Genomic DNA, 24,391 nt, shown 5'->3' on the forward strand with positions numbered 1-24,391 from the left:
CATATATCTGTATTAATGGCTTTGCTATTGGCTTTGTTTTAAGAAATAAGCTGTGTGAAGTGTAGCTTGTAATTATTCTTTGATTTTTACAAATTTGAAAGATGGTTTCTCTTTGTTAGAACCTTTTGAAATGAGCTGCATAGTATACAAAGGGTTTTCAAATAATTCAATCATCTCGTCGTCTGAGAGTAACTTGTCATTATAGTAATAAAGTACTTTTTGTTGAAGTAGATCCTTATGGATAATCATTTTATTATGTAAGGTAGAAGTCTGCGTGCTAATATTAGGTTCCTTAGATTTAAGTATCGCTTCTTCTTTTGAGATTTCTTTTCCTTCAAATTCAAAAGTACCGCCTTTTAGGGCGTGCTGTTCAACGTCTTTTGATAAAGAACCATCTTCATCATAACTTGCTTTAACTTCAAAATGTTTGCTTTTTGGGTTTATTGGATTAGGCTGATTTTTATCCTTCTGTTCATCATTCATATCATCATAAATAATTTGAATTGTTTTTAAATCAGCAGCAGGAATTTGTTCAATAGTTTTGTTTTTATATTTTGATGTGAGGCGATTGTAAATTTCTAATTGGCGTCCATCAACTCCTGCATTTTCAGGAAGCTTATCTATAATAACTCCATTCTTGTTATTATTCATCACAGCTAGTGCCTTTTGACCAGTTTCAGTTACAGTGATTGTTAGAGTATCACCTTTTTTAATTGCTGGTTTTTGTGGCACATTATTATCCTTGCTTCCTATGAAAGTTTTGGGCGGGTTGCTGTAAGGATACGGTGTTTTAATTTCTGTTACACCACCTTTTGCAAGACGCACAGCTTCTTCATAGGTTACTTCCTTTCCATTATGGATAAAGAGGCTACCCAGTTTGTGCATTTTAAGTAAATGTTCTTCTGGAGATGGCGGTGGTGGCGGTGGAGGAAGCTCTCCGCTAGGTGCTGGTGGAGCAGGAGGCGCTGGCGGAATAAGGCGTAAACTGTTATTTGCCTTATACAATTGCGTTTGTCTAAAAACAGCTTCGGCTTTATTTATAAACTCTTTTGAGTTGCCCTTAAAAATCATAGACCTCACAGGCGCTGCAAACTCCTCTTTTGTCCACTGTGCGGTGATGTTATCTACGCTTTCGCGAAAGCTGTCAAGCGGACTGTATTGTCCATTTATATAGATACTATCATTTCGCACCTCTATAACTAGTGCGTTTTTACCATTACGTGTTGCTCCTTCTATAAACTGTGTGGCGTAGGTTGAGGTTTGAGGTGCCTTGGTAGTTAGGTGTTTTTGACTTTGCCAGTACGGACTAGTCCATACATCTACTCTGTATCTACCATTTGTGCGATCGCCAATAGCGTAGTAAGGGAGATCATCTGGATGATAATCTAAAATTGTTTTATTTGAAATTTCCTCGTTGTCTAAAAATATGGCAAACAACGAAGTGTTTTGCCACTTAACAAGGTCTTCATAGTTTGGTTTTTTTGATTTTACAAAATTTGCTTTTACAAGTGCATTTGCCTCAGGATCAAAAATTGCATTTTGGTCATCAACTAAATTTGAGGTGCAAAAAGTAACTCTACTAAAGTTCCATAGCTCTGCTACGAGTAGTTGCTTTTCTCTCCCTAACTTGCTAGATATTCCTGGTCTACCTTGAATAGTTAAGTAGTCGTAAACCGTTTCCTTAATAAGGTTCTCGATGCCTTTTAAAGAGATAGGTTTTAGTTTGTAATAGAAATTACCTTCGGTGTCTAGTTCTAGCTCTAGAGTGTTTGTTGCACTATTCTCGTATGACATAATACCAGATACAGCATTTGGTCCCGATTGAGCAACAATAGCTTGATTAAAAAAGAGAACACACAAACCTATGATAGGAATGAGTAGTAATGCGCGCAGCACTACTTTTTTACGACTAAATGATTGTGATAACATAACGATTCGTTTTTTGGTTAATGAATAATTAAAAGGACTCTCGAGCGCAGTGTGATGAGTACTACTTGCATAACTTAAGAGTATGTTTTGATATATAGCAATATTACTTTTATCTGCTATAGCACCTTGATCTGCTAGAAATTCGTGGTTTAATTTTATAGAACTTTTAAAGAGCCACACCAGCGGATTAAACCAGAAAATGACCTGTATAAACTCTATCGCAATAATATCTAGGGAGTGCTTTTGGCGTACGTGAGTTGCCTCGTGAGCAAGTACTTCTGGAGCTATTTCCTGTTGTGTGTATGATTGTCTGTTTACAAAAATCCACTTAAGAAAAGAGTGTGGAACCATCACTTGCTCTAATAGGGCAAGCGTAAAGTGTGATGATGGGTGAAGCTCTGCCTGATGTATCTTTCGCTTTAAGCGCACAAGATTTACAATAAAACGTGTTCCAAAAATGAAAACTCCTAGAAGGTATATTCCCCAGTTAGCGGTGTTTGTGTAATCTACTTCGGTAACCTGAGGCACTTGGTTTGGCGCAGAAACTGTCTCTACATATTCTTGAAATATGGGAGTAATCTGTGGTGCTTCTGCTGCTTGGTATGTAAAGGTGATAAGCGGTATGGTAAATGAAAACACAAGACTTGCCAAGAGGTAAAACCTTTTAAAGTGGTGCATCGCTTTTCCTTCTAGCGCTAGCTTATAAAAGCCAAATAGGATGCCTAAACATAAAGCGCTTTTTAAGAGATAGATGAGTATCATTTCTTTTTGGCTTTAAGTTGGTTATCTATGATTTGTTTTAACTCCTCTAGTTCTTGCTGTGAGAGATCTGTCTCACGGGTAAAGAATGAAGCAAACTGCCCAGCGCTATCATTAAAGAAATTTTTAATTAGCCCATTTACGTGTTTTGAGAAGTAGTCTGTCTTTTTTACTAGAGGGAAGTATTCCCTAGAACGGCCGTACTGTTTATAATCTACAAACTTCTTGTCTTGCATACGCTTAAGTAGTGTTGCGATTGTCGTGGTCGCTGGCTTTGGGTCTGGATATGCTTCTATGAGATCTTTCATAAAAGCCTTTTCCTGTTTCCAGAGCATTTGCATAAGCTGTTCTTCAGAAGTGGATAGTGCCATAATGTTCTACAGTGTTAGAATGTACTCTACAAATGTAGAATAATATTTTAATTCTACAAGTGTAGAGTTAAAATATTTTAAGATAAGTGTCTGTAAGTGTGTCTTGTTACGCTTTCGCGAAAGCGTAATTACCCTACTTCGTATCAATAGGAGATAGGCTTCTGTATATTGTCTGGCTTCGTTTTTTGAAAAATATTGGATTCAAAAAAGGGTAGTGCTTAAAGTTATTAAACACTACCCTTTATTTTTCTTCGTTATTAGAATTACAGACTATTTGAGAAATCTATAATTGCTTTGATTTCACTCGCGTTGCGAACCTTATTTTTATTTTCTTTTAAAAATACTTTAAGCTTTTGACTATGTGATTTAGGAAACAAATCAAAAATTGATTTTTTATTGACTTTAATTAATTTTATGGAGTTTTCATCTTTTAGCATATAATACTCCTTTATACTTATTTTTCCTTTTCTATTTTTTTCTAAAGTAGTTTTTGCCTTTTGTGGAAGCCTTAAGTCGGCTTCGTATCTCGCATATAAAGTACCCTCTAAAATCGATCCTAAAGATTCTATATATCCTAGTTTTCTAGAGCTGTCTTCGGCTAGATAGGAAGCGTAGGTAAACTCAGAATTATTAATCTTTACCGAAGTAGCAGAGGCCTTATTTAAAAATGTTGTAGCAGATTGTGATAATGATTCTTTTATTTCGAATACATCGTTTAGGACATCATATCTTACGTAAGCCTGGAATGTTTTTTTGCTGAGGTTGTCACTAATTACTCCTAGTTGAAAATCATTGTCGAGATATTTTGACCCATTAAAATCTTCAAGCTTAATATTGAGCTCTTTTTTTTTGTAAAATTCTGTATTGGTAGGTAGTGTCTGAGCGAGGGTTACTTGCTGCACTGCGAAGACCATAAAAAGTATAGAGAGTGTCACTTTATACATAGAAAATGTTTTGGAATTAAAATCAAATATTGTGCCAGTAAATATAAAACGCCCTGGTATTTAGAATTTTACAGGGCGTTGTGTGCAATGCGTAATTACGAGTCTACCTATGCATCTCTGTAAAATACTGGTAGAAATAAGGGATGGTTTCTATTCCTTTTAAGTAATTCCATACGCCAAAATGTTCGTTTGGTGAGTGTATTGCATCACTGTCGAGACCAAAGCCCATAAGGATTGTTTTACTTTTAAGCTCTTTCTCAAAAAGCGCCACAATAGGAATACTACCTCCACTACGTTGCGGGATAGGTGTTTTTCCAAAAGTTTGCTCATACGCCTTTTCGGCAGCTTGATAAGCCACATTATCTATAGGAGTAACATAACCTTGACCTCCGTGATGTGGTGTTACCTTAACTTTTACGCCTGCTGGAGCAATACCCTCAAAATGCGTTTTAAATAGTTCTGTGATTTCTTCCCACTCTTGGTGTGGGACTAGTCGCATTGAGATTTTTGCATATGCCTTGCTTGCAATCACTGTTTTGGCTCCCTCTCCAGTATATCCTCCCCAGATACCGTTTACGTCTAGGGTAGGGCGTATAGAGTTGCGCTCGTTTGTAGTGTAACCTTTTTCTCCGTAAACAGCGTCTATGTCTAGCGCTTTTTTATACTCATCTAGTGAGAAGGGTGCTTCACCCATTTTATCGCGCTCTGCCTGTGTGAGTTCTTCTACCTTGTCATAAAACCCTTTTACAGTGATGTGATTATTATCATCGTGTAGTGAAGCGATCATTTTTGATAAGACATTAATAGGGTTTGCAACGGCACCACCATAAAGACCAGAGTGAAGGTCGCGGTTAGGTCCTGTAACTTCAACTTCTACATAGCTCAAGCCACGTAGACCTGTTGTAATAGAAGGAATATCATTTGCAATCATCCCCGTGTCTGAAATAAGGATGACGTCATTTTCTAACTTTTCTTGGTTACGCTCTACATACCAAGCAAGGTTTGCGCTTCCTACTTCTTCTTCACCCTCTATCATAAACTTTACGTTGCAAGGTAGCTTGTCATTTGCAACCATATACTCAAGCGCTTTTACGTGCATATACATTTGCCCCTTGTCGTCACAAGCACCACGAGCAAAGATGGCACCCTCTGGATGCTTGTCTGTTTTTTTTATTACAGGTTCAAACGGTGGTGAGTCCCATAGATCAATAGGATCTGGTGGTTGTACGTCATAGTGACCATACACAAGTACTGTAGGTAAGTTTTTATCTATAATCTTATCTGCATACACAATTGGGTAGCCTGGTGTATCACAAATTTCTACGGTATCGCAACCAGCATCTCGCAGACTTTGTGCTACAGTTTCTGCTGTTTTTACAGTAGATGTTGCATAAGCTGGGTCTGCGCTTACACTTGGTAATTTTAATAATTCAATTAGTTCGTTTAAGAATCGATCTTTATGTTGGGCTATATATTCCTTAGAATTTTTCATCAAATAGTAATTTATTCAAAAGTACAAATTAGGGTAGTTCTTTGATAGCGTGGAATATTTTAGATCATAACATTTTTAGATATATCATCTATTTTGTTTAAAATATTACTAGTAACAAATCAATAAAAAAATGCATTTATAATTGAAATATTAAAATATTATGTATTTCATCGATTAAATAGTTAATTTGAACGGTATTTGTATTGTTAAATTTTAATTTTGAAAAAAAATTTATCATGAGATATATAATTACTTTTCTGTCTTTTGTGACTTGTTTTTTAACATTGAATATGACAGCGCAAGTTGGGATTAATACCACTAGTCCGGATCCATCATCTGTACTTGACATACAATCTGAAGTAGGAGGTTTGTTAACCCCGAGAATGACGACAACCCAAAGATTAGCCATTTCAAGTCCTGCGCAGGGGTTACTAGTTTACGATACTGCACTAGATGCCTTTTATTACTTTGGAGCAGGATGGGAGGAAGTTAGCATTAATAATACTAGAGATAATTATAAACTAGTTAAGGATATTTCTGATCTAGCAGAAGAGCTTGCTGCTGGTGGTGGATCTACTTATTTATTGAGTTCAAATTTTCTATATGAAATCAACGGATCTATCGTTTTTAATGCTCCTATAAATATGAATGGTGCCTATATTGAAGGCGTAAATTCTTCTCAAGATATATTAGTTAATGCTTCTGGAGTAGCGCTCTTTCAAGGATCGCCAGGTAGAATGAGAAATCTCACAATATCCGGTGGGTCGGCTCCTGTTTTTGATATTACAGGAACAGGGTCAGATTTATTAGTTGTTAATAGTACTATATTTACTGGAGCTAGTACTATGGGAACATTACATTCCCTAGGAACGGCTTTTTTCAGTATTACACAATACGTGAGTGTGAATGATGGTTTTAAGTTTTCTGATATTGGCTCCTTTTTTATGAATAATGTTTTTTGGACTACTTCGAATTCAGGAACGTTTGCAACAGTGTCTGGAACGTTCAATAATTTTCAAATTGCTAGTGGTAGGATAGAGGCAGATGCTGGTGAAGTAGGTATAGATGTAAGTGCAGATCCTATAATTGTGAATGAAGCTAGTTTAAATGGACTAAGCTTTGTAGGTGCTGGGACATTAGTATCTGGATATACCACTGGAAGTTATACAGATTTTAGCTTTACTACAGATTGGAACGTTAACTGTTCAGGTATTCCAACAGAAACTGATGATCAATCTACAGCCAATTTTTATAGTACCTCGACAATAACTACTGGCTTTACTCAAAGTATAACAAGCGCTGCAGCGGTTCCAATTGTAGGAAATGGAGCATTTGATAATACGGAATTATTTCGTTTTAGTTCAAATGCAGCAAATAATAGATTGATATATGAGGGCAAGAAAGTCAGGAATTTTCAAGTTAGTGCATCATTATCCGTTCGCGTTTCTGGCGCTGCAAGTAACTTTTATAGTTTTATAATTGCAAAAAATGGTACTGTAGTAGATGATTCAGATGCATTGGTTCTCATTGAAAGTGACACTCAAATACAATCTGTATCTATTAATACTGTTGTTACTATGGAGAGTGGTGACTATATAGAAATTTATGCTCAACGATTAACGGGAAGTGGTACAGATACACTTGTCGTCTTTTCGGAAAATTTGACTATTAGGTAATTTTTTTAGCAAAGGCTTCATTGGTTTTATAATCAATAAGATAGCTTTTTGTGTTGTTAGTTTACTTCATAAAAAGCGAATTTTTTTTTAATTTCTTTAAAATATTATTTTGAGATTGAAAAAAAGTATTATATTTGCACCCCGTTACGAAGTTATTACGTGACGATGTATTGAAATGCGGGCGTGGTGGAATTGGTAGACACGCCAGACTTAGGATCTGGTGCCTCACGGTGTGGAAGTTCGAGTCTTCTCGCCCGTACAAAGACCTCTCAAGAAATTGAGAGGTTTTCTTTTGCAATAAACTCTCGCTTGTAGAAGCAACAAAGCCAACTTAAAAAGTTGGCTTTGTTGTTATGTATGCGTACTAAGTATGTTGAATTCAAATTTTCGCGAAAGCGTAATTACTATATATCATCAAGTAAGTCATTTACCTCATTATTATGCACCACTGGGTTTGCACCAGCTTTACCAGCCACTAAGCTGCCCATAGCGCAAGCCACTTCAAGTGCATCATCTGCCGTTTCTCCAGATAGTAGTCCAAAGACTAGCGTTGCTAGAAAACTATCTCCAGCACCTACGGTGTCTGCCACTTTAGTTTTGAAACCTACTTGAGTGTGTATGCCACCTTTATGTAATAACATCGCTCCCTCTGCTCCTAGCGTGACACAAACGGTAGGAGTCTCAGTCATTGCACTAAGCATTTTAAGTTCATCCTCGAGTGTCTCTGCCTCTATACCCATAGCTAGGACAACTAGCTCTAGCTCTTCATCATTGAGCTTGATCATATCTGCAGCTTCCATGAGTCCTACTACCACTTCAAGGTCGTAATGTGGGGCACGAAGATTCAAGTCAAAAACCGTAAATTTAGATCGTTCTATCAGTACTTCTATTGCTTCTAGATTTACTGGAGGCGTAATTTCTTCTTCTAAGTCCAGTTGCATAGCGTCAAAATTTACGCTTTCGCGAAAAACTAGACTTCCTATAATCAGAGCGTCTGCATCAGTCACAGCTGCGACATTAGCTTCAGTCCATGCAATATTGTCCCAAGCAGCATTGTCTCCTATTTCATAAGAGGCGACACCTTTTTTATCAAGTGTAACGTTTACTTGCCCTGTGGGTTTGTCATTGCGTTGAATAAATTTAGTGTCTAATCCTAGTTCTTTTATCTTAGCAAGTGCCTCTTTACCTAAAGCGTCATTTCCTAAAGATGAGATCATAGATATATCTACCCCAAAGGAGTGTAAACGTAGCGCAACATTAAGTGGCGCGCCGCCTAGTCGTTTCTCATCTGGGAAAACATCCCATAATATCTCGCCGTAACTGGCTATTTTAAGTGGTGTATTAGGCATCTGTAACAAGGTCTTTTTCTAGTTCTTCTAGGGTACGTCCTTTGGTCTTTGGCATAGCGATAATTGCCCATAATAGTTGGAGTACCATCATTCCTGCAAAGAAATAATAAATATTCCAAAGATGGTCTCTCATTATGCCTTCTTTATCATCTATAAAAAATGGAGTTACAAGCGTTATGACGGCTGCAAAAACCCAGTGTGTACTCGTACCCCAAGATTGCCCATAAGCGCGCACGCGATTTGGAAAAATTTCTGAGATAAAAACCCATATAACAGCACCTTGTCCTATAGCGTGTGACGCAACAAAGGTACATATGAAAGTAAGTAAGAGTGCCGGGTTTAATTGCATCTGGAAACAAATACCTACCATAATAAGGCTCACAATATAGCCTACAGACCCTATTATTATAAGTTGTTTTCTTCCTAGCTTGTCTAGTAATCGCACGCCTATAAATGTAAAGATGAGGTTGACAATACCTATCGCAATAGCGTTAAAGAGCGACTCAGACCCGCCAAGACCTGCTTGTTCTAATATTTGTGGAGCATAATAGAGCACAAAGTTGATACCAGATAACTGATTGAAAAAAGCAATAAGGAAACCTAGCCATAGTACTTTTGAATATTTCTTTTGGAAAAGATTTTCTGAGGATTTAGTTTGCTGTAAGTCTAGTTTTATTTCTTCTAGTCTTGACTGTGCGGCCTCAACTCCTTCATATATTTTTTGTAAAACAAGCATTGCGCCGGCATCATCTTTTTTCTGTAGTACTAGCCACCTAGGGCTGTTAGGCACTCTCATCACCATAAGAGTATATATAAGCGCAGGTATAGCTTCTACACCTAGCATCCATCGCCAGTCGTTTGTGCCATCTACACCTTTAAGCAGCCAGTTTGACACAAATGCAATGAGGATACCAAAGACGAGCCAGAACTGATAGAGACCTCCCAGTTTACCACGGTTAGACTCAGAGCTTATCTCAGATATATAAATAGGTGCCGCCACAGATGAGACTCCCACACCAATGCCTCCTATAAATCTAAAGGCAGAAAATGAATACGGATCTTGTGCTAGCGCACAGCCCACGGCAGAAATAAAAAAGAGGATTCCTATCCAGAAGAGTGTCTTTTTACGTCCTAATTTTTTAGTAGGAAAACCACCAAGTAGAGATCCAGCCACGGTCCCCCATAATGCCATACTCATTATAAAAGTACCGTGCATAAAAGGCGATAAATTCCACAATTCCTTTATGGGTGAGTTTGCACCACTTATAACTACAGTATCAAAACCAAATAAAAATCCAGCGAGGGCTACGGTAATACTCCATTTTGTAATTTCTTTCATAAGTGATTTGCAATTGTTTATTTATTTGATTTTCGCAAGATTGCTCTCTATAAGGACGTCAAAACTTGGTTATGGACAGAATTTTAACTTTAAATATAATAACTTATTAAGAATACATCGTTTTCGTACCCAAAAGGATTTGTTTAAATTGTACTATAGCTTTTAGTAAGCCTATTTTTACGATACCATTATGAAAAGAAAACTCACCTTAAAATTAATTGCCAAAGAACTTGATGTTTCTATCTCTACTGTCTCAAAAGCACTGCGTGATAGTGCAGAGATAAGTGAAGACACACGTCAGAAGATTAAAGCCTTTGCAAAGCTGTATAATTATAAGCCTAATAATATCGCGTTAAGTCTTAAAAACAGGAAGACACGCACCATCGGGATTATTATACCGCAAATAGTGCATCACTTTTTTACCACGGTAATACGTGGAGTTGAGCAAATGGCGAGAGAGCATAATTATAATGTGATTATCACTCTTTCTAATAATGACTTTGACAAGGAGGTCCTTAATATGGAGCTACTTGCAAATGGTAGTACAGATGGATTTATCCTTTCTTTATCAAAAGAAACAATGCAAAAGGACGACTTTAGACACCTCACAGAGGCTATTGATCAAGGAATGCCTGTTGTAATGTTTGACCGTATAGTAGATGAGATTCCTTGTGATAAAGTGCTTATAGATGATCGCGAGGGTGCAAAATTAGGTGTGAATCACTTAATTAAAACTGGCTGTAAGAAAATAGCCATCATCACTACCGAGGATTATATAACCATAGGTAAACTAAGAACAAAGGGCTACATAGAGGCATTAGAATCTGCAGGTATAAAAATAGATCCAAATCTTATTTTAAAATTAGATGCTATAGATGAGCTCAATGATAAAGCAAAAGCGCGTATCAAACATTTCTTAAAAGGGAAGGACATAGACGGCGTGTTTACGATAAATGAGATTTTTGCTGTGACCGCTGCCAAATATGTTATGGAGGCAGACAAGAGTATTCCTGAGGATGTAAGTATCGTGAGCTTCTCAGATGGTGAGTTATCTCAACACTTTGTGCCTAGCCTCACTACAGTAAGCCAGCACGGAGAAGAGATGGGTCGTAAGGCGGCAGAGTTGCTTATCAATAAACTAGAGCGACCAGAAGAAGAGGTTGAAGAGTACACAACGGCTTACATAGAAACGAGTCTTGTAGAACGCGAAAGTACCAAGCGAATTAAATAGTATCGCTTTCGCGAAAAATTGAATACAAACACATCGCGTTATAACTAAATAACTCTTATGACCGAAAACATATTAAAATTGAAAAAGAAAGCATTCCTTTTTGACCTAGACGGAGTTATAGTAGACACTGCAAAATTTCACTATCTCGCCTGGCGTAACCTTGCCAAAGAGATGAATTTTGACTTCACAGAAGAGCAAAACGAACTTTTTAAAGGGGTAAGTCGTGTGCGATCGCTAGAGATACTACTAGACCTAGCTTCATATGATGCAACTCAAGAACAAAAGGACAGGTGGCTCATCCAGAAAAATGAAGAGTATCTTAAGTACATCAAAGGGATGGATGACAGCGAGATTTTACCAGAGGTAGTCAGAGTTCTCGATTTTCTAGAAGAAAAAAATCAAGGTATTGCACTAGGTAGCGCAAGTAAAAATGCACGACCTATCTTAACTAAGCTTGATTTATTAGATAAATTTCAGGCGATTGTAGATGGTAATGATGTGACAGCAGCAAAGCCAGATCCAGAAGTATTCTTAAAAGGAGGAGAAGCTTTAAAAATTGAACGTACAGATTGTATCGTTTTTGAAGACTCTATTGCGGGTATACAAGCTGCAAACAGCGCAGGTATGATAAGCATAGGTATAGGAGAGCAAGACGTGCTACACGAGGCAAACTACGTTTTTAAAGACTTTACAGAGATGAGTAATGCTTTCCTTCTAGAACTTATAGAAGCATAAATTTAATCTAACTACAACTATCATCAAGTATGAGGTAAGCTCATACGTAAGACTACCATAATATGCATATAGATTATATCACTCCAAATGATTGGTCCATTATAGAAGATGGATGGAACCCAAATAACGTAAAATCATCAGAGAGTCTTATGGCGCTAGGTAATGGTGCAATGGGGCAACGCGCAAATTTTGAAGAAGATTATAGTGGCGCGACCTTTCAAGGAAGTTATATAGGAGGTGTGTATTACCCAGATAAAACCCGCGTAGGCTGGTGGAAAAATGGGTATCCAGAGTACTTTGCAAAAGTGCTCAATGCACCTAGCTGGATAGGCATAAAAGTCACAGTAAACGGAGAGAGTCTAGATTTACATACCTGTAAAGAGGTAAAAGATTTTCGTCGTGAGCTTGATATGAAAGCTGGTGTATTGTGCAGAAGTTTTAAAGCCACCCTACAAAATGACGTTGAGATTGCAGTAAAAGCAACACGTTTTTTAAGTATGGAGATGGATGAGGTAGGTGCCATTAAATACGAAGTCACACCTATCAATGTAGACGCAACAATAAGTTACGAACCGTATTTAGATAGCGGTATAACTAATGAAGATTCAAACTGGGACGACAAGTTTTGGAACACGCTAGAAGTTTCAGAAAATGATGATATGGCTTTCATCACCGCACATACTATGAAGACGGAGTTTCACGTATGTACGATGATGCAAAACAAGCTTTTTATAGATGGTGATGAGATTACGCTTTCGCGAAAGCGTTCTCAAAAAACTGCAACCTATGTAGGTCACGAGTATGAGACAGATGTTGCCAAAGGAGAAACCTTTGCCATACAAAAAATAGGAGGTTATGTAAGTAGCCTTAATCACGATAAAGATGGTCTCGTAGCAGTAGCAACAGATGTACTAAATAAAGCAACAGGCTTAGGATATGATGCTTTGCTAGCTTCTCAAAAAGAAGCCTGGGCAAAAACCTGGGAGATGTCTGACATCACAATTGAGGGTGACACAAAAGCACAGCAGGGTATACGTTTTAATATCTTTCATCTTAATCAAACCTACACGGGGCAAGATAGCCGTCTCAATATAGGTCCAAAAGGGTTTACTGGTGAAAAATACGGAGGCTCTACCTACTGGGATACCGAGGCTTACTGTATTCCATTTTATATGGCTACCAAAGATCAAAGTGTTGCACGACAGTTACTCACTTATAGGTATAACCAGCTTGATAAGGCTATAGAAAATGCTCAAAAACTAGGTTTTACAAATGGAGCGGCACTATACCCTATGGTTACTATGAACGGTGAGGAATGTCACAATGAGTGGGAAATCACCTTTGAAGAGATACACCGTAACGGCTCTATGGTTTATGCTATATATAACTACGAGCGTTATACAGGAGATACGAGCTACATTCCAGAAATGGGGCTAGAAGTTATTATAGGTGTAGCGAGATTCTGGAGACAGAGGGCGACATTTTCTAAGGCTAAGAATGCTTATGTGATTCTAGGGGTTACAGGTCCTAATGAGTACGAGAATAATGTAAATAATAACTGGTTTACAAACTACATCGCAAAGTGGTGTCTAGACTATGCTTTTGAACAAGCAGAGTTGCTAAGAGATACTGCCAAAGAAGATTGGTCACGTATTTCTGGAAAAACGCATCTCTCTTATGACGAGATGCTTTCTTGGAGATCTACTGCAGAGCAGATGTACTTTCCATACTCAGAAGAAAATGGAGTGTACCTACAGCAAGATGGTTTCTTAGATAAGGAATTAATCACCGTAGCAGATTTACCAAAATCAAACCGACCTATTAATCAAAAATGGTCTTGGGACCGCATACTGCGCTCACCATACATAAAGCAAGCAGATACGTTACAAGGGTTCTACTTTTTTGAAGACCACTTTACTAAGGAGCAACTAGAAAAGCATTTTGACTTTTATGAGCCATTTACGGTACATGAAAGTTCGCTGTCACCATGTGTACATGCTATACAAGCAGCTAAGCTAGGGAGAATGGATCAGGCATATGAGTTCTATCTACGTACATCAAGGCTTGATCTAGATGATTATAATAAAGAAGTAGAAGAAGGTTTACATATCACGAGTATGGCGGGTACCTGGCAGAGTGTGGTAGAAGGCTTTGGAGGGATGCGTGTAAAGAATGACACCTTATCTTTTGATACTAAAATACCTAATGCTTGGAAGGGTTACAGTTTTAAAGTAAACTTTAGAGGCCAGATTTTAAAAGTAGAAGTGGCTAATAATGCAACCAACTTTACACTGGTGAGTGGAGAAGGTCTAAGTATTCTTGTAAACGGAGAAAAGAGAGAGGTATTACCAGCTTAAAGAGCTGGTAAGCCTATAATTTTATAGGTGTACTATCTGTAACTGCATTCCCATTATATTCAAGTGTCCACCCTAGTGAGTTAGTAAGAAAGTAAATTTTAGAAAGTTCTGAGATAAGTCTGTTTTGTGCATTTGAGTAAAGAGTGGAGTTTTTAACTTCCTTTTCAAGCCCTTTTTGCACGCGTGATTTTATGATATTATAATCTTGAGCATTAAACTGGTTGAGGTAGTCTTGTTGCACATCATAATATTCTATATTAGGATTAATCTTCAACTCAGGTTCTGGGATATAGGTAATGCGCACTGTCTTTGTGAGTTCATCAATTTCTGTAGCAACCTTAGAAAGATCGTAAGCGATAGTTGCTTCGGCATTTACGACTACTAGTGCCTTTTTTGTAGCAGAAAGTACATCTACATAAAATTTTTTTGAATCTTCATAGGTAAAAACTTGGGCATAGTTACCTTCTGTAACGATGAGTTTTCCCACGTTTTTTATTTGTTTCTCAATGAGCGCGCTGTTTGCTCTAAGTTGCTCACTTTCATCTTTTGTGTGTTCACAATAACGTACACCAAAAACAATCACAAGTGCAAGAGCTGCCCCAAAAAGTATTTTACGCATAATAGATATTTCTTTGACTAAAGTACGTAAAATAAAAGGCCACACTTGCGTGTGGCCTGAATGAGTTTATAAATCCCCCAATTTAATCCCTCATTGATTATTGGTGTAAATATAGTTTGAGGGATAGCTTTTTAGTAGGGGCATTTACCCTATTTTCTGTATTACAAATCTCACTTAAGATTGAGTTGTAAGTGTATTACGAGTCCTTCTAAGTGGTCTTTAGAAAATATGGCCCCTTTCATATTGTTATTCGTAGTGTCAATAGTAAAATCGATTGCTCCCATAAAATCTGCCTTAGTAAGATTTGTATTATCAAAGATGGTTTTACTCAATGTTGATCCAGTAAATGTGGCCTGTGATAAATCTGCACTAGTAAAATCTACCTCTGTAACTTGGCAAGAATTAAAAGATGTTCCTTTTAAAGGTAATTGAGTGAAATTTGCTAGCTGTAGTATGCTTTCGCGAAAGCGTATATCTAACATAAATGGCTCGCAAACGCTGAAGTCTGCGCCTAGTAATTTACACGATTCAAAAGTGACTTGGTTAAGCGTTGCACCACCAAATTTTACATTAGTAAGATTGCAATCTATGAATGTACATTCAAGAAAGCTTGTATTTGAGACATGAAGATTTTCAAAATTACAGTCTGTAAATGTGCAATTATCATACTCACCTTTTTTAAAGTATTGTAAGGTGAAGTCTATGGAAACAAATTCTTCATCATCATAAAAATCAGACATATTGGTACTAATTTATTATCGGCATGAAGATTTCTGCTTTCCAATTACTTGCGTCTCCACCCATATTAGGATTATTATAGAAAACTTCTGTGGGCCTAGGATCTATTTTTATATTGTTAGTTTTTGCGTAATTAAGTAAGGCGTACCAAGCGCGATCTGATGTAAGATAGTTTCCATTGTAGGTAGCTTTAAGAACTTTTTGATCCTTAGTATTTCCATATTGTATATCTGCTACTTGAGGAAGTGAGTCAGTGGGTATTATTGGAAAACCAAACTGATATTTAATGCTATCGGTTTCACGATTCCAATAGGTTATTTTGACAAATGGAGGTCCATCTAATGTTGTATTTGATACGGCCATTGTGTTTTGTAGATAGGTGATGTCTTTCATCATACCTGTCACTTTGTAAGCTTGTAGTCCCTCATATTGGGTATATGCATAGTGCTTTGCAGGTAATGTGGTAATACCATCTATAGTAATAGTAATGTCCTTAAGGTGCTGTTGTAATGTTTCGTTATAATTTAGGATGGTCTGTCTAGCGCTTTTTTCAAAGCTAGTTTGTTGCCATAGTCCTTGAAGTCTATTCTGTAAGCTATAAGCACTGTCTGTTACATGTACTTTTATTTCAGAAACAGTATCATTTATTCTTTTTATATTCCAGTTGTAAAGGTGTACTGAATCTTGTATCATATATTTTTGATCAATCTGAGTACGATTATTCTTTTCTAAAACGGAAGCAGTTGTTACAATATTGTCATTCCAATTCTTCGTAAACTGCTCGATAGTTCCTAGGTTCCCTTTGGCTTTAATTATTGCAGTAAAGTCTCCCGGTTTCAAAAAGAAATACCAGCCTGCAGCTGCAATCAAGACGATTAATAAAACAGCGATTACTTTTTTCATTATTTCAAAACTTAGTTAGTTGCAACCATTGTTTCATTTTTCATTTCTAGTGTAGAAACAACAAACTTTCCTAGTTTTTGACCTTGTTCTAGTCCTACTGCTACTGCAGCACGATAGTGTATTCCTCCATACATACGACTTACAGCAGCTTCCTCAGCCGCGGCTTGAAAAGATGTGAAGCTACGCACCGGTAGTCCGTATGCTATTTCTGTATCATCATCAAAAGAAAAGTCATCACCAAAAATGCTAGTCAATGTCTCAGATGCTGCACCAGATACTACAGAGTGTCCACTCACATATTCTGGAAACGGAGGTGTTTGTAATATAGGTTTCCACGAGTCGTCTATGTGATTGTTGATGAGCGTTTCTGGGCGTATCAGGTTAGAGCGATATTTTTCATCCCAGCAAGAAATAAATGCATCGTTCATGGCGATAGATGTTTTTGCATAAGCATGTAATGTATTCATTACATCAAAACCTGCTTTCTTTGAAGCAATCTTTGTAATACCTATCCAGTGACCTCCTGGAGTAATCTTTTTGGTTGCAAACATTAAGTGACCGCGAGTAACAGATACGTATGGATTACAATCCCAAAACTGAGCAATCGCAATCTCTTCTGAGGTGTCACCATCTTTTGTGATTTGCTTGCTTATATCATAAACCTCTTTAAGCTCTTTATAAAAATCTGAATCTTCTTCTAGTGAGAATGCAGGAGGAGGTACAGGCTTAAACTGGTCTGCAGATGTAAGTGTAAATGGTCTTATTTTATTCCAATGTGGTTCTATGCCGTCCATGTATGCTGGAGGCGTAGGTTGCCAGCGAGAAGGCTCATCTGCATACACAGAAAATTTAGGCATTGTACGCGTCTGTTTATAATTATCTCCATCCATCCATTGTGCTATATGGCTTGCAACCTTTAGCCCATAATCTCTGGACTGTACAAAAACATCTTCATTGCGCTCTTTCCATGTCATGTAAAGGCTATCTCTATATGTCTCAATTTCTTGCTCAGAAAATATGAGGCGCTTGCTCATTTCCATGTGAGCAACCAGTGCTGCAAGCTCAAAGTTTATAGTTGTGTCCTTTGATGGAGTTGGAATACCTTTAAGACCTGCAAGCTGTCCAGCAAGAGAGTTAAATTCAGTATCATTTACAGCTAGTATTTCATAAGCTGCAATATTAGGATACGCATAGATACGACTCGCAACAGGCGGTGAGAAAATGTCGTGTATAATAACTTCAGTAACCTTGTCTATCGCATTATGGAAATGCTCGGGAGTTATAACAATAGGCTCATCTTTTGTAGCGCATGAAGTGATGCATGCAGTAATAAGGACTACTATAAGAAAGTGGTATGCTGTTTTCATTAATCAGGGATTTGTATGTTATAAACTTGTGCTGCTTCATTATTAAAAGTAACGAGCAAGTATGAAATATTGTTTACGGTTATAATATCTAAATGTCTTATCGATTTCTGTGCAAAGTCTAGCCCTAGTTCATATCCTAAAACCACCTCGTTTTCTGATGCTATTAGTGCCCCAGAAAACGAATCTAGCCTACCGTGATATGGTTTTGTGCCAAAATAATTTCCTCCAGCTATTGCTTCCTCATTGCCATCGCCATTAAAGTCGTAAACCACGAAATCCATAATAGGAGCTACTTGCAATGCACCCGTGAAAGGTACAAAAGTAAAAATTCCTTTTTCATTTTTTAAATATCCGGAGGTCAGGGTGTTTACTTCAAATCGTTGAGCGGCTCGGAGTGCTTTTTCTCCAAAAATTTGGGATACAGTGTCTCCCGCAAAATCATTATTATTTGCGTATTTCTTTTTAAGAAATACGAGTTGAGCGCCTAGCTCTTGTAGATTTTGAATAGGGTAGTAGTTTCCGTCTTTTGCCGTAGTAACAATAGTTTCTGTTTGCCCGTTATTATCAAAATCTGAGTAATACATTGTCATGGGAAACGCTGTAGATGCCGTAAACTTACTGTTTGTTCCCCAGTTCCCAAGCAGGTAATCCATATCACCATCATGATCTATATCAAAAGGTTGTATGCTTTGCCATAAACCATTAAGAGTGGCGTCTAGCCCTTCTTCTTTTTTAAGAATACCATCTTCATTTTTATAAAAAAGTGGCTGCATCCATTCTCCTATGACAATTAAATCAGTGGCGCCATCAGCATTAAAATCTGTCCATACGGCATCTGTAACCATTCCTATCTCGCCTAGAGGGTTGTCTTGATCCTCTACAAACTTACCTCCGTCATTCTTTAAAAGAAATGATGCTGGAACTTTTCCAAAGTCGCCAGTTACGGCGTGATTACCCACAAAGAGATCCTTGTCTCCATCATTATCATAATCACTTGTGATAATGATTGAGGTGTTAGCTCGTATGCCTGACATCTCCATGGTTAAGGTGTCTGATACTTTTAAATAATAGTTTTCTAAAGCCTCGTTCATTTCGGAAAAATCACCACCTGCTGTACCTACAATAATTTCATTGTTAAGGATAGTAGCTGTCACATCCTCTGTTTTTAAAAGTGATTGTAATGGTTTTGAGTACGCTTTCGCGAAAGCGTTATTTCCTCCAGTATACACAGCCGAAGGTATAAACTTAGAACTGCCGAAATAGATGTCGTCATGACCATCACCATTTATATCGCCAATTGCCGTTGCAGGACCACGGTCAGATATTTGATAAGGAATTAGTTGCTGCCTATTGAAATCTATATACGCATCTTCCTTGTGTATATAGTCTATTCCTAAATTATTTGGTTCTTTAGAAAATAGCGGCTTGCTTTTTATTTGAAGTAAACTATAGTCAAAAGTAGTTGTGTTTTGCGGAGATAAGGACAATGTTTGATTTGTAGGGATATCGTATAACACTTGCTGCTTGTTATCTGGCCAAATAATGCGAAGTGAGTCTATTGAAGTATTCTTTTTAAAACCAAAATGAACAACCGGCTCAGAGGATGCTTGAAATCCTCGGGCAGTATACATTTCCTTGTATTGTAATGTTCCATTTTGATATGCAAAAACCTTAGTGCCTATACCGAGCGAATTAGCTTTAGAATATTTAAACTTTAATTTTAAAAAGGTTGCTGTAGTGTCTGTTTGGTTCACATAAATAGTTGCCTCTTGATTTATGTTATTTACAACAACATCAAGGTCCCCATCATTATCAAGATCTGCCAGCGCAGAAGCACCAGACACCGTAGGTTTTTTGTCAATCCACACTCCAGATTGATCTGTAAAGACGAGATCTTCATTTCCTTGATACACGTAGTTGTGTGAAGCACCATCAGGCATAAGATTAAGAGCTTCGTTATCTAGAAGTCTTGTCTCGTTGAGCCTGTTTTGAATCTTACCGCTAGAAATAAAATTAATAAAATCAAGATTATTAGGTCGTTTTGGGATACCATTTGAAATAAATAAGTCTTGATTGCCATCTTGATTAAAATCTGCAAAGAGGGCACTCCAGCTCCAGTCTGTTGCCGCAACTCCAGAGGAAAGGGCACGTTCTTGAAATTGATATCCCGGCTGATTTACAAATAGCATATTACGGGTAAACTGGTAGTGATACCCAAAACGTTCTGTACGCAGTTTTTGCGTTTGGATATTATCATCACCTTCGGAGGCTTTTAAAACATTCTCGTCTTCTGGTAACATATCGAGTGACATGAGATCAGGGAAACCATCATGGTTAAGATCTGAAGCGTCATTACCCATTGAAAATCTTGAAGTGTGTGGGAATTGTTCTTTTAAGCTTTCGCGAAAGCGTAATCCTCCTTCATTGATATAGTAATAGTCATCCTCATGAAAGTCATTACCTACGTAAATATCTGGATAACCATCCTGATTGAAATCTGCAATAGAAATACCTAGGCCATACCCATTGATACCGCCAAAAATGCCCATTTCTTCACTGACATCTGTAAAGGTATTTCCATCGTTTCTAAGAAGCTTGTCTCCCGTTTTGTCGTTACGTTCTAAACGTAAATTTGCATGACCAAATGAGGATTCTGTATGTACAGCATGGTTGAGTAAATACAGGTCGAGATCACCATCTTTATCATAATCAAGAACGGCGGCGGTGGTTCCATAATTTTGAAAATCAAGACCAAACTCTGCAGCACGCTCTGTAAAAGTCTCATCACCATTATTTATAAAAAGCTCGTCGTGTCCTTGGAAATTATTTATCCCTACTACGGAACGCACATAGATATCTAACAGTCCATCTGAGTTTGCGTCAAACATTATTGTTCCCGTATTCCAAGAGCTTTTTCCTGCTACACCAGCACTAGCCGAGATATCTTTAAACGTAAGATCACCATTATTGAGGTAGAGCTTATTTTTCACTTGATTTCCAGAGAGGTAGATATCTGGTAACCCATCATTGTTAATATCTCCTACAGCGGTGCCACCACCATTGTAGAAGTACAAGTAGTCGAGTATGTTGAGACTATCTGTCTCTGTGAGATTGTTTGAAAAAGTGATTCCAGTACTCGTGCTGGTAGGGTTTGAAAATAGCCCAGGTGCTTCTTGTACTGGTTGATGGGTACAACCAATGAGCAGATAACACAGACTTAATAGAACTCCCCACTTCATGAATTACTTGTTTGCTGTGAAAATTCTAGGTTTTCCATCATTAATCGCTGATACGAGAAATATATTGCCTTGAGCATCTTTAAATGATTCTAGATGTTTCATTTCTTCGCGAACAAAGAAGCCAGTGTCTGTATAATCTTGCCATTCAAAATTTGCTTTACCATCACCCAGTAACACATGAGCATATCCCGCATCAAGTTGGGAGTATTGAGGTTTGAATTCAAAATTATTACCTCCCATTAAAATATCAAGATTGCCATCATTATTTACATCTGTACATGTAATACCACAAACACAAGATAGTTGTACTCGGGTAGGTAATGCTTTGATGGTAAAGTTGCCGTTTCCTTCATTTATAGCTATTACAGTCTCGGCTGTATTGACCTCTTTTATAATTGCGTTAGCTAAAATATCCTTAGGAAAAAGTTCATCAATGGATCGCTTTGCATAATCTGATGCTTTGAGATTTTTCTTTTTGAGAGAAACTATTTGTGATGTGATTTCGCTCTTTTGATGTATTGGGAAGTCTTTGCCACCCTCTGAGTAGGTTGTGATTTGTTCTATCGTACCATTTCCATCAAAGTCTGTGATAAACATTTTAAGCGGGCCATCACTTCCAGGTTTGTAATGCACATTTGTTCCATCATTACCAAGTATAAGGTCTAAGTCGCCATCATTGTCAAAATCTGCGCTTTGTATAGCATTCCACCATCCTGCATAAGATGATAGTCCAGTATCTATAACTTTAATGGACTCGCTTGTGATGTTAAATGCAGTAGGAGTTCCCCAGTCTGAAACCGTTATTAATTCTTTATTGTTGTCAGCATCAAGATCTATCCATAGCGCGTCTGTTACCATTCCAGCAGGATTAAGCTGCTTAGAGAGTAGATTGTCTTTAGTGAAATTCCCTTTTCCGTCATTAATTAAGATTGCGTGCGGCGGGTTAATACCGTAAACACCAGCAACGCTTCTACTACCAATGAATAAATCTATATCTCCATCGCCATCAATGTCGTTAGGTGCAATTACAGATGCACTTTGATGTGCAGATGGTAAACTACGTGCATCTTTAAAAGTTCCATTGCCGTTATTTATGTAAAGTCTAGAAATGTAGTAAGCCTCCGCATCTACTTGACCACCTCCAGTGGATACAATAAGATCTAAAAAGCCGTCATTATTTACATCTACAAAAGTGGCTGCTGTGTCTTCAAATAATGCAGCCTTTTCAAAAGTAATTTTACTAGATGGAATAAGATTACCTTTTCCTTTATGAATATAGAGCATGCTAGTTTGCCCTTTTGCTCCACCTATGAAGATATCGTCATTACCATCATTGTCTATATCTCCTATTGCAATTGCAGGTCCTTCTTGAGAAAGTTTCTTGGCAATGAGTCCCTCAAAATCAAAGTCACTATAATTATTCTCTTTGTGAGCAATAAGTGTAGGGTTTGTAATTTCTTTTAGTAATGTAGGCTTATTCTTTTTTACAGGAACATAGGTTTCAGATGCGTCTATGATTGATAAATTGAGCGTTTGGTTTGCTTTTACTTTTGTGAAAAGCTGTGTTTTATCATCAGGCCATATAACGCGAAGTGAGTCTATAGTTGTAGAGCTTCCTAGTCCGATAGTCATATCATGATCCATAGATGACTGGAATCCGCGAGAAGGTATAAGTTCTTGTAATACTGAAAGATTATTGTGGTAGAGTCTTACTGTGGTGCCTACTGCAAACTTGTTTTTGTCACCTCCTTTAAATGTAAGTTTAATATAGTTATGATCCTTATCGACTTTCGTATTGTTTCGGTAAATAAAGGAAGGCATATTTACATTGTTAACCACGATATCGAGATCACCATCATTATCAAGATCTGCGTGAGCGGCACCATTACTCATACTCGGTGTAGCAAGTCCCCAGTCTTTAGATTTATTTTTAAACGTGATATCTTTTTGATTATGATACGCATAATTAGCTAGTGGCTTCACTGGCATTTTATTGATTATAGAATCTACAGGATGTGTTTTTCCAGTAGCTTGACTACGCATAAGTTTATCTGCAAAGAAGTCTACAAAGTCAAGATCTGTGAGGTCATGATTTATTCCATTAGTAACATAAATATCTCTGAATCCATCATTATCCATGTCAAATACGAGTCCAGACCAGCTCCAGTCTGTAGCGTTCACCCCGCTATGATATGCGGTTTCAGAAAACGAACCATTACCATTATTTATCTGTAATGTGTTCTGTATAAATTGTTGGTAGAAATCGTTACGTTGCTTTCGTTTATAAACGTTATATCCATCAAACTCCATAACAGACTTAACGCGTTGCTCATTTTCGGGCAACATATCTGTGATAAAAATATCTTGTAAACCATCGTTATTTATATCAGAAATATCAATTCCCATCGCAGATAGGGATAAGTGAGAGGTCCATTCTTTTATTTCTTCTGTAAATGTTCCATCTTGATTGTTGATGTATAAATAGTCACGCTCAAAGAAATCATTTGAGATATAAATGTCTGGCCATAAATCTTGGTTAATATCAGTAACTACGACACCCAGCCCAAAACCTATTAAGGAACCATAAATGCCTGCCTCTTCACTTACGTCTGTAAATATTCCGCCGTCGTTGCGCATTAGCAAGTCTCCTACGCCTCTAAACTGGCTGCCTACACTTTCCCAGTTTTGGGCACGTTTGTCACGTTGTCCCTTATTTCCTAAGCTACTTACGGGAACGTTACTATTGTTAAGAATATAGACATCAAGATCACCATCTTTATCATAATCAAAAAAGGAAGCTTGGGTTGAAAATCCTGAAGTCGCTAGGTTGTATTCTTTTGCTTTTTCAGTAAAGGTTAGGTCGCCGTTGTTTATATACAAGTCATTGTCATGACTATCTTCTTCGAGGTTTCCTGCATTACTCACATAAATATCAAGAAGGCCATCTGCATTTACATCTGCCATTGTTACTCCTGTAGACCAAGGCTTGTTTCCTTCAATTCCTGCAGATGCTGAAATATCTTCAAATTTAAAATCTCCTTTGTTTAAAAAGAGCTTGTTCTTACCCATATTTGCCGTTAGGTAAATATCTGCTAGGCCATCATTATTAATGTCACCTATAGCAACGCCACCACCATTATAGAAGTTTCGGTATTTAAAAATATTGAAGTCAGATTCATTTTTAATACTATTTATAAAATTAACGCCAGTACTGTCTGAGGGCATCTCCGTAAATAGCGTATCGCTCTCTGACTTTTGGGTTGGGCTAGACTGCTCATCACAAGAAAGTAATAATAGGGGAAGGACTATTAATAAAAGCCCATATTTTTGTAGTGTTTCCATA

16 protein-coding genes and 1 tRNA gene are annotated in these 24,391 nt (G+C 37.5%); 5 read left to right on the top strand and 12 right to left on the bottom strand.

Going from position 1 to position 24,391, the window contains the following annotated elements; all coding sequences use genetic code 11:
* Nucleotides 1–72: 72 nt before the first annotated feature.
* From D017_RS06585 to D017_RS06600, 4 genes are all read right to left on the bottom strand, one after another.
* The gene (locus tag D017_RS06585) at nt 73–2,691 is read right to left on the bottom strand and encodes a M56 family metallopeptidase (RefSeq protein ID WP_035335475.1); all 2,619 of its coding nucleotides are present in this window, start codon (nt 2,689–2,691) and stop codon (nt 73–75) included.
* Nucleotides 2,688–3,059, bottom strand: coding sequence for a BlaI/MecI/CopY family transcriptional regulator (locus tag D017_RS06590; protein ID WP_035335476.1), 372 nt, complete (start codon nt 3,057–3,059; stop codon nt 2,688–2,690). The genes D017_RS06585 and D017_RS06590 overlap by 4 nt, the downstream gene beginning before the upstream one ends.
* A gap of 263 nt (nt 3,060–3,322) precedes the next feature.
* Nucleotides 3,323–4,003 (bottom strand): hypothetical protein, encoded by a 681-nt coding sequence (locus D017_RS06595; RefSeq protein WP_035335478.1) that lies wholly within the window; start codon nt 4,001–4,003, stop codon nt 3,323–3,325.
* 103 nt (nt 4,004–4,106) lie between these two features.
* Nucleotides 4,107–5,495, bottom strand: coding sequence for a dipeptidase (locus tag D017_RS06600; RefSeq protein ID WP_035335480.1), 1,389 nt, complete (start codon nt 5,493–5,495; stop codon nt 4,107–4,109).
* A 290-nt stretch (nt 5,496–5,785) separates the two neighbouring features.
* Here D017_RS06600 and D017_RS06605 point away from each other — a divergent pair, with 290 nt between their 5' ends.
* Both D017_RS06605 and D017_RS06610 read left to right on the top strand, forming a co-directional pair.
* Nucleotides 5,786–7,171, top strand: a complete 1,386-nt coding sequence (locus D017_RS06605) for a cell wall anchor protein (protein WP_225969337.1) — start codon at nt 5,786–5,788, stop codon at nt 7,169–7,171.
* A 177-nt stretch (nt 7,172–7,348) separates the two neighbouring features.
* A tRNA-Leu gene (locus D017_RS06610) sits at nt 7,349–7,430 on the top strand.
* Between the two features lie 145 nt (nt 7,431–7,575).
* Here the strand turns inward: D017_RS06610 and D017_RS06615 are convergent.
* Nucleotides 7,576–8,520, bottom strand: coding sequence for a carbohydrate kinase (locus tag D017_RS06615; protein ID WP_035335483.1), 945 nt, complete (start codon nt 8,518–8,520; stop codon nt 7,576–7,578).
* A complete protein-coding gene (locus D017_RS06620; protein ID WP_035335485.1) occupies nt 8,513–9,859 on the bottom strand; it encodes a sugar porter family MFS transporter in 1,347 nt (448 codons plus the stop codon). The genes D017_RS06615 and D017_RS06620 overlap by 8 nt, the downstream gene beginning before the upstream one ends.
* A 190-nt stretch (nt 9,860–10,049) precedes the next feature.
* On the opposite strand from D017_RS06620, the gene D017_RS06625 reads away from it, so the two are divergent.
* The 3 genes from D017_RS06625 to D017_RS06635 all read left to right on the top strand — a co-directional run bounded on the left by D017_RS06625 (nt 10,050) and on the right by D017_RS06635 (nt 14,182).
* Nucleotides 10,050–11,090 carry a LacI family DNA-binding transcriptional regulator gene (locus D017_RS06625; protein WP_035335487.1) on the top strand — a complete coding sequence of 347 codons (1,041 nt, stop codon included), beginning with the start codon at nt 10,050–10,052 and terminating at the stop codon, nt 11,088–11,090.
* Nucleotides 11,091–11,147: 57 nt separating this feature from the next.
* Complete coding sequence (gene pgmB, locus D017_RS06630; protein ID WP_051583825.1) at nt 11,148–11,825, top strand: beta-phosphoglucomutase; 678 nt, start codon at nt 11,148–11,150, stop codon at nt 11,823–11,825.
* Between the two features lie 62 nt (nt 11,826–11,887).
* On the top strand, nt 11,888–14,182 hold the full coding sequence (locus tag D017_RS06635; RefSeq protein ID WP_035335489.1) for a glycoside hydrolase family 65 protein: 2,295 nt from the start codon (nt 11,888–11,890) through the stop codon (nt 14,180–14,182).
* A gap of 13 nt (nt 14,183–14,195) precedes the next feature.
* On the opposite strand, the gene D017_RS06640 is transcribed toward D017_RS06635, so the two are convergent.
* The 6 genes from D017_RS06640 to D017_RS06665 form a co-directional block, all read right to left on the bottom strand.
* The gene (locus tag D017_RS06640; protein WP_035335490.1) at nt 14,196–14,801 is read right to left on the bottom strand and encodes a DUF4230 domain-containing protein; all 606 of its coding nucleotides are present in this window, start codon (nt 14,799–14,801) and stop codon (nt 14,196–14,198) included.
* Between the two features lie 170 nt (nt 14,802–14,971).
* Nucleotides 14,972–15,541, bottom strand: coding sequence for a pentapeptide repeat-containing protein (locus tag D017_RS06645; RefSeq protein WP_035335491.1), 570 nt, complete (start codon nt 15,539–15,541; stop codon nt 14,972–14,974).
* 7 nt (nt 15,542–15,548) lie between these two features.
* On the bottom strand, nt 15,549–16,442 hold the full coding sequence (locus tag D017_RS06650; RefSeq protein WP_035335492.1) for a GyrI-like domain-containing protein: 894 nt from the start codon (nt 16,440–16,442) through the stop codon (nt 15,549–15,551).
* 11 nt (nt 16,443–16,453) lie between these two features.
* A complete protein-coding gene (locus D017_RS06655) occupies nt 16,454–17,809 on the bottom strand; it encodes a vanadium-dependent haloperoxidase (RefSeq protein ID WP_035335493.1) in 1,356 nt (451 codons plus the stop codon).
* Entirely contained in the window at nt 17,809–21,048 is a 3,240-nt protein-coding gene (locus tag D017_RS06660) for a VCBS repeat-containing protein (protein ID WP_035335494.1), read from the bottom strand. The genes D017_RS06655 and D017_RS06660 overlap by 1 nt, the downstream gene beginning before the upstream one ends.
* Before the next feature lie 3 nt (nt 21,049–21,051).
* Nucleotides 21,052–24,390 carry a VCBS repeat-containing protein gene (locus D017_RS06665; RefSeq protein WP_035335495.1) on the bottom strand — a complete coding sequence of 1,113 codons (3,339 nt, stop codon included), beginning with the start codon at nt 24,388–24,390 and terminating at the stop codon, nt 21,052–21,054.
* Between the last annotated feature and the right edge of the window lies 1 nt (nt 24,391).

Origin of the sequence: Dokdonia sp. PRO95, from assembly GCF_000355805.1 — a bacterium.
In the GTDB taxonomy this organism is placed as follows: Bacteria; Bacteroidota; Bacteroidia; order Flavobacteriales; family Flavobacteriaceae; genus Dokdonia.

Coding starts and splice junctions, on each gene's coding strand:
- D017_RS06585 (WP_035335475.1), bottom strand. CDS start 2,691: ATGATACTCATCTATCTCTTAAAAAGCGCTTTATGTTTAGGCATCCTA.
- D017_RS06590 (WP_035335476.1), bottom strand. CDS start 3,059: ATGGCACTATCCACTTCTGAAGAACAGCTTATGCAAATGCTCTGGAAA.
- D017_RS06595 (WP_035335478.1), bottom strand. CDS start 4,003: ATGTATAAAGTGACACTCTCTATACTTTTTATGGTCTTCGCAGTGCAG.
- D017_RS06600 (WP_035335480.1), bottom strand. CDS start 5,495: ATGAAAAATTCTAAGGAATATATAGCCCAACATAAAGATCGATTCTTA.
- D017_RS06605 (WP_225969337.1), top strand. CDS start 5,786: ATGACAGCGCAAGTTGGGATTAATACCACTAGTCCGGATCCATCATCT.
- D017_RS06615 (WP_035335483.1), bottom strand. CDS start 8,520: ATGCCTAATACACCACTTAAAATAGCCAGTTACGGCGAGATATTATGG.
- D017_RS06620 (WP_035335485.1), bottom strand. CDS start 9,859: ATGAAAGAAATTACAAAATGGAGTATTACCGTAGCCCTCGCTGGATTT.
- D017_RS06625 (WP_035335487.1), top strand. CDS start 10,050: ATGAAAAGAAAACTCACCTTAAAATTAATTGCCAAAGAACTTGATGTT.
- pgmB (WP_051583825.1), top strand. CDS start 11,148: ATGACCGAAAACATATTAAAATTGAAAAAGAAAGCATTCCTTTTTGAC.
- D017_RS06635 (WP_035335489.1), top strand. CDS start 11,888: ATGCATATAGATTATATCACTCCAAATGATTGGTCCATTATAGAAGAT.
- D017_RS06640 (WP_035335490.1), bottom strand. CDS start 14,801: ATGCGTAAAATACTTTTTGGGGCAGCTCTTGCACTTGTGATTGTTTTT.
- D017_RS06645 (WP_035335491.1), bottom strand. CDS start 15,541: ATGTCTGATTTTTATGATGATGAAGAATTTGTTTCCATAGACTTCACC.
- D017_RS06650 (WP_035335492.1), bottom strand. CDS start 16,442: ATGAAAAAAGTAATCGCTGTTTTATTAATCGTCTTGATTGCAGCTGCA.
- D017_RS06655 (WP_035335493.1), bottom strand. CDS start 17,809: ATGAAAACAGCATACCACTTTCTTATAGTAGTCCTTATTACTGCATGC.
- D017_RS06660 (WP_035335494.1), bottom strand. CDS start 21,048: ATGAAGTGGGGAGTTCTATTAAGTCTGTGTTATCTGCTCATTGGTTGT.
- D017_RS06665 (WP_035335495.1), bottom strand. CDS start 24,390: ATGGAAACACTACAAAAATATGGGCTTTTATTAATAGTCCTTCCCCTA.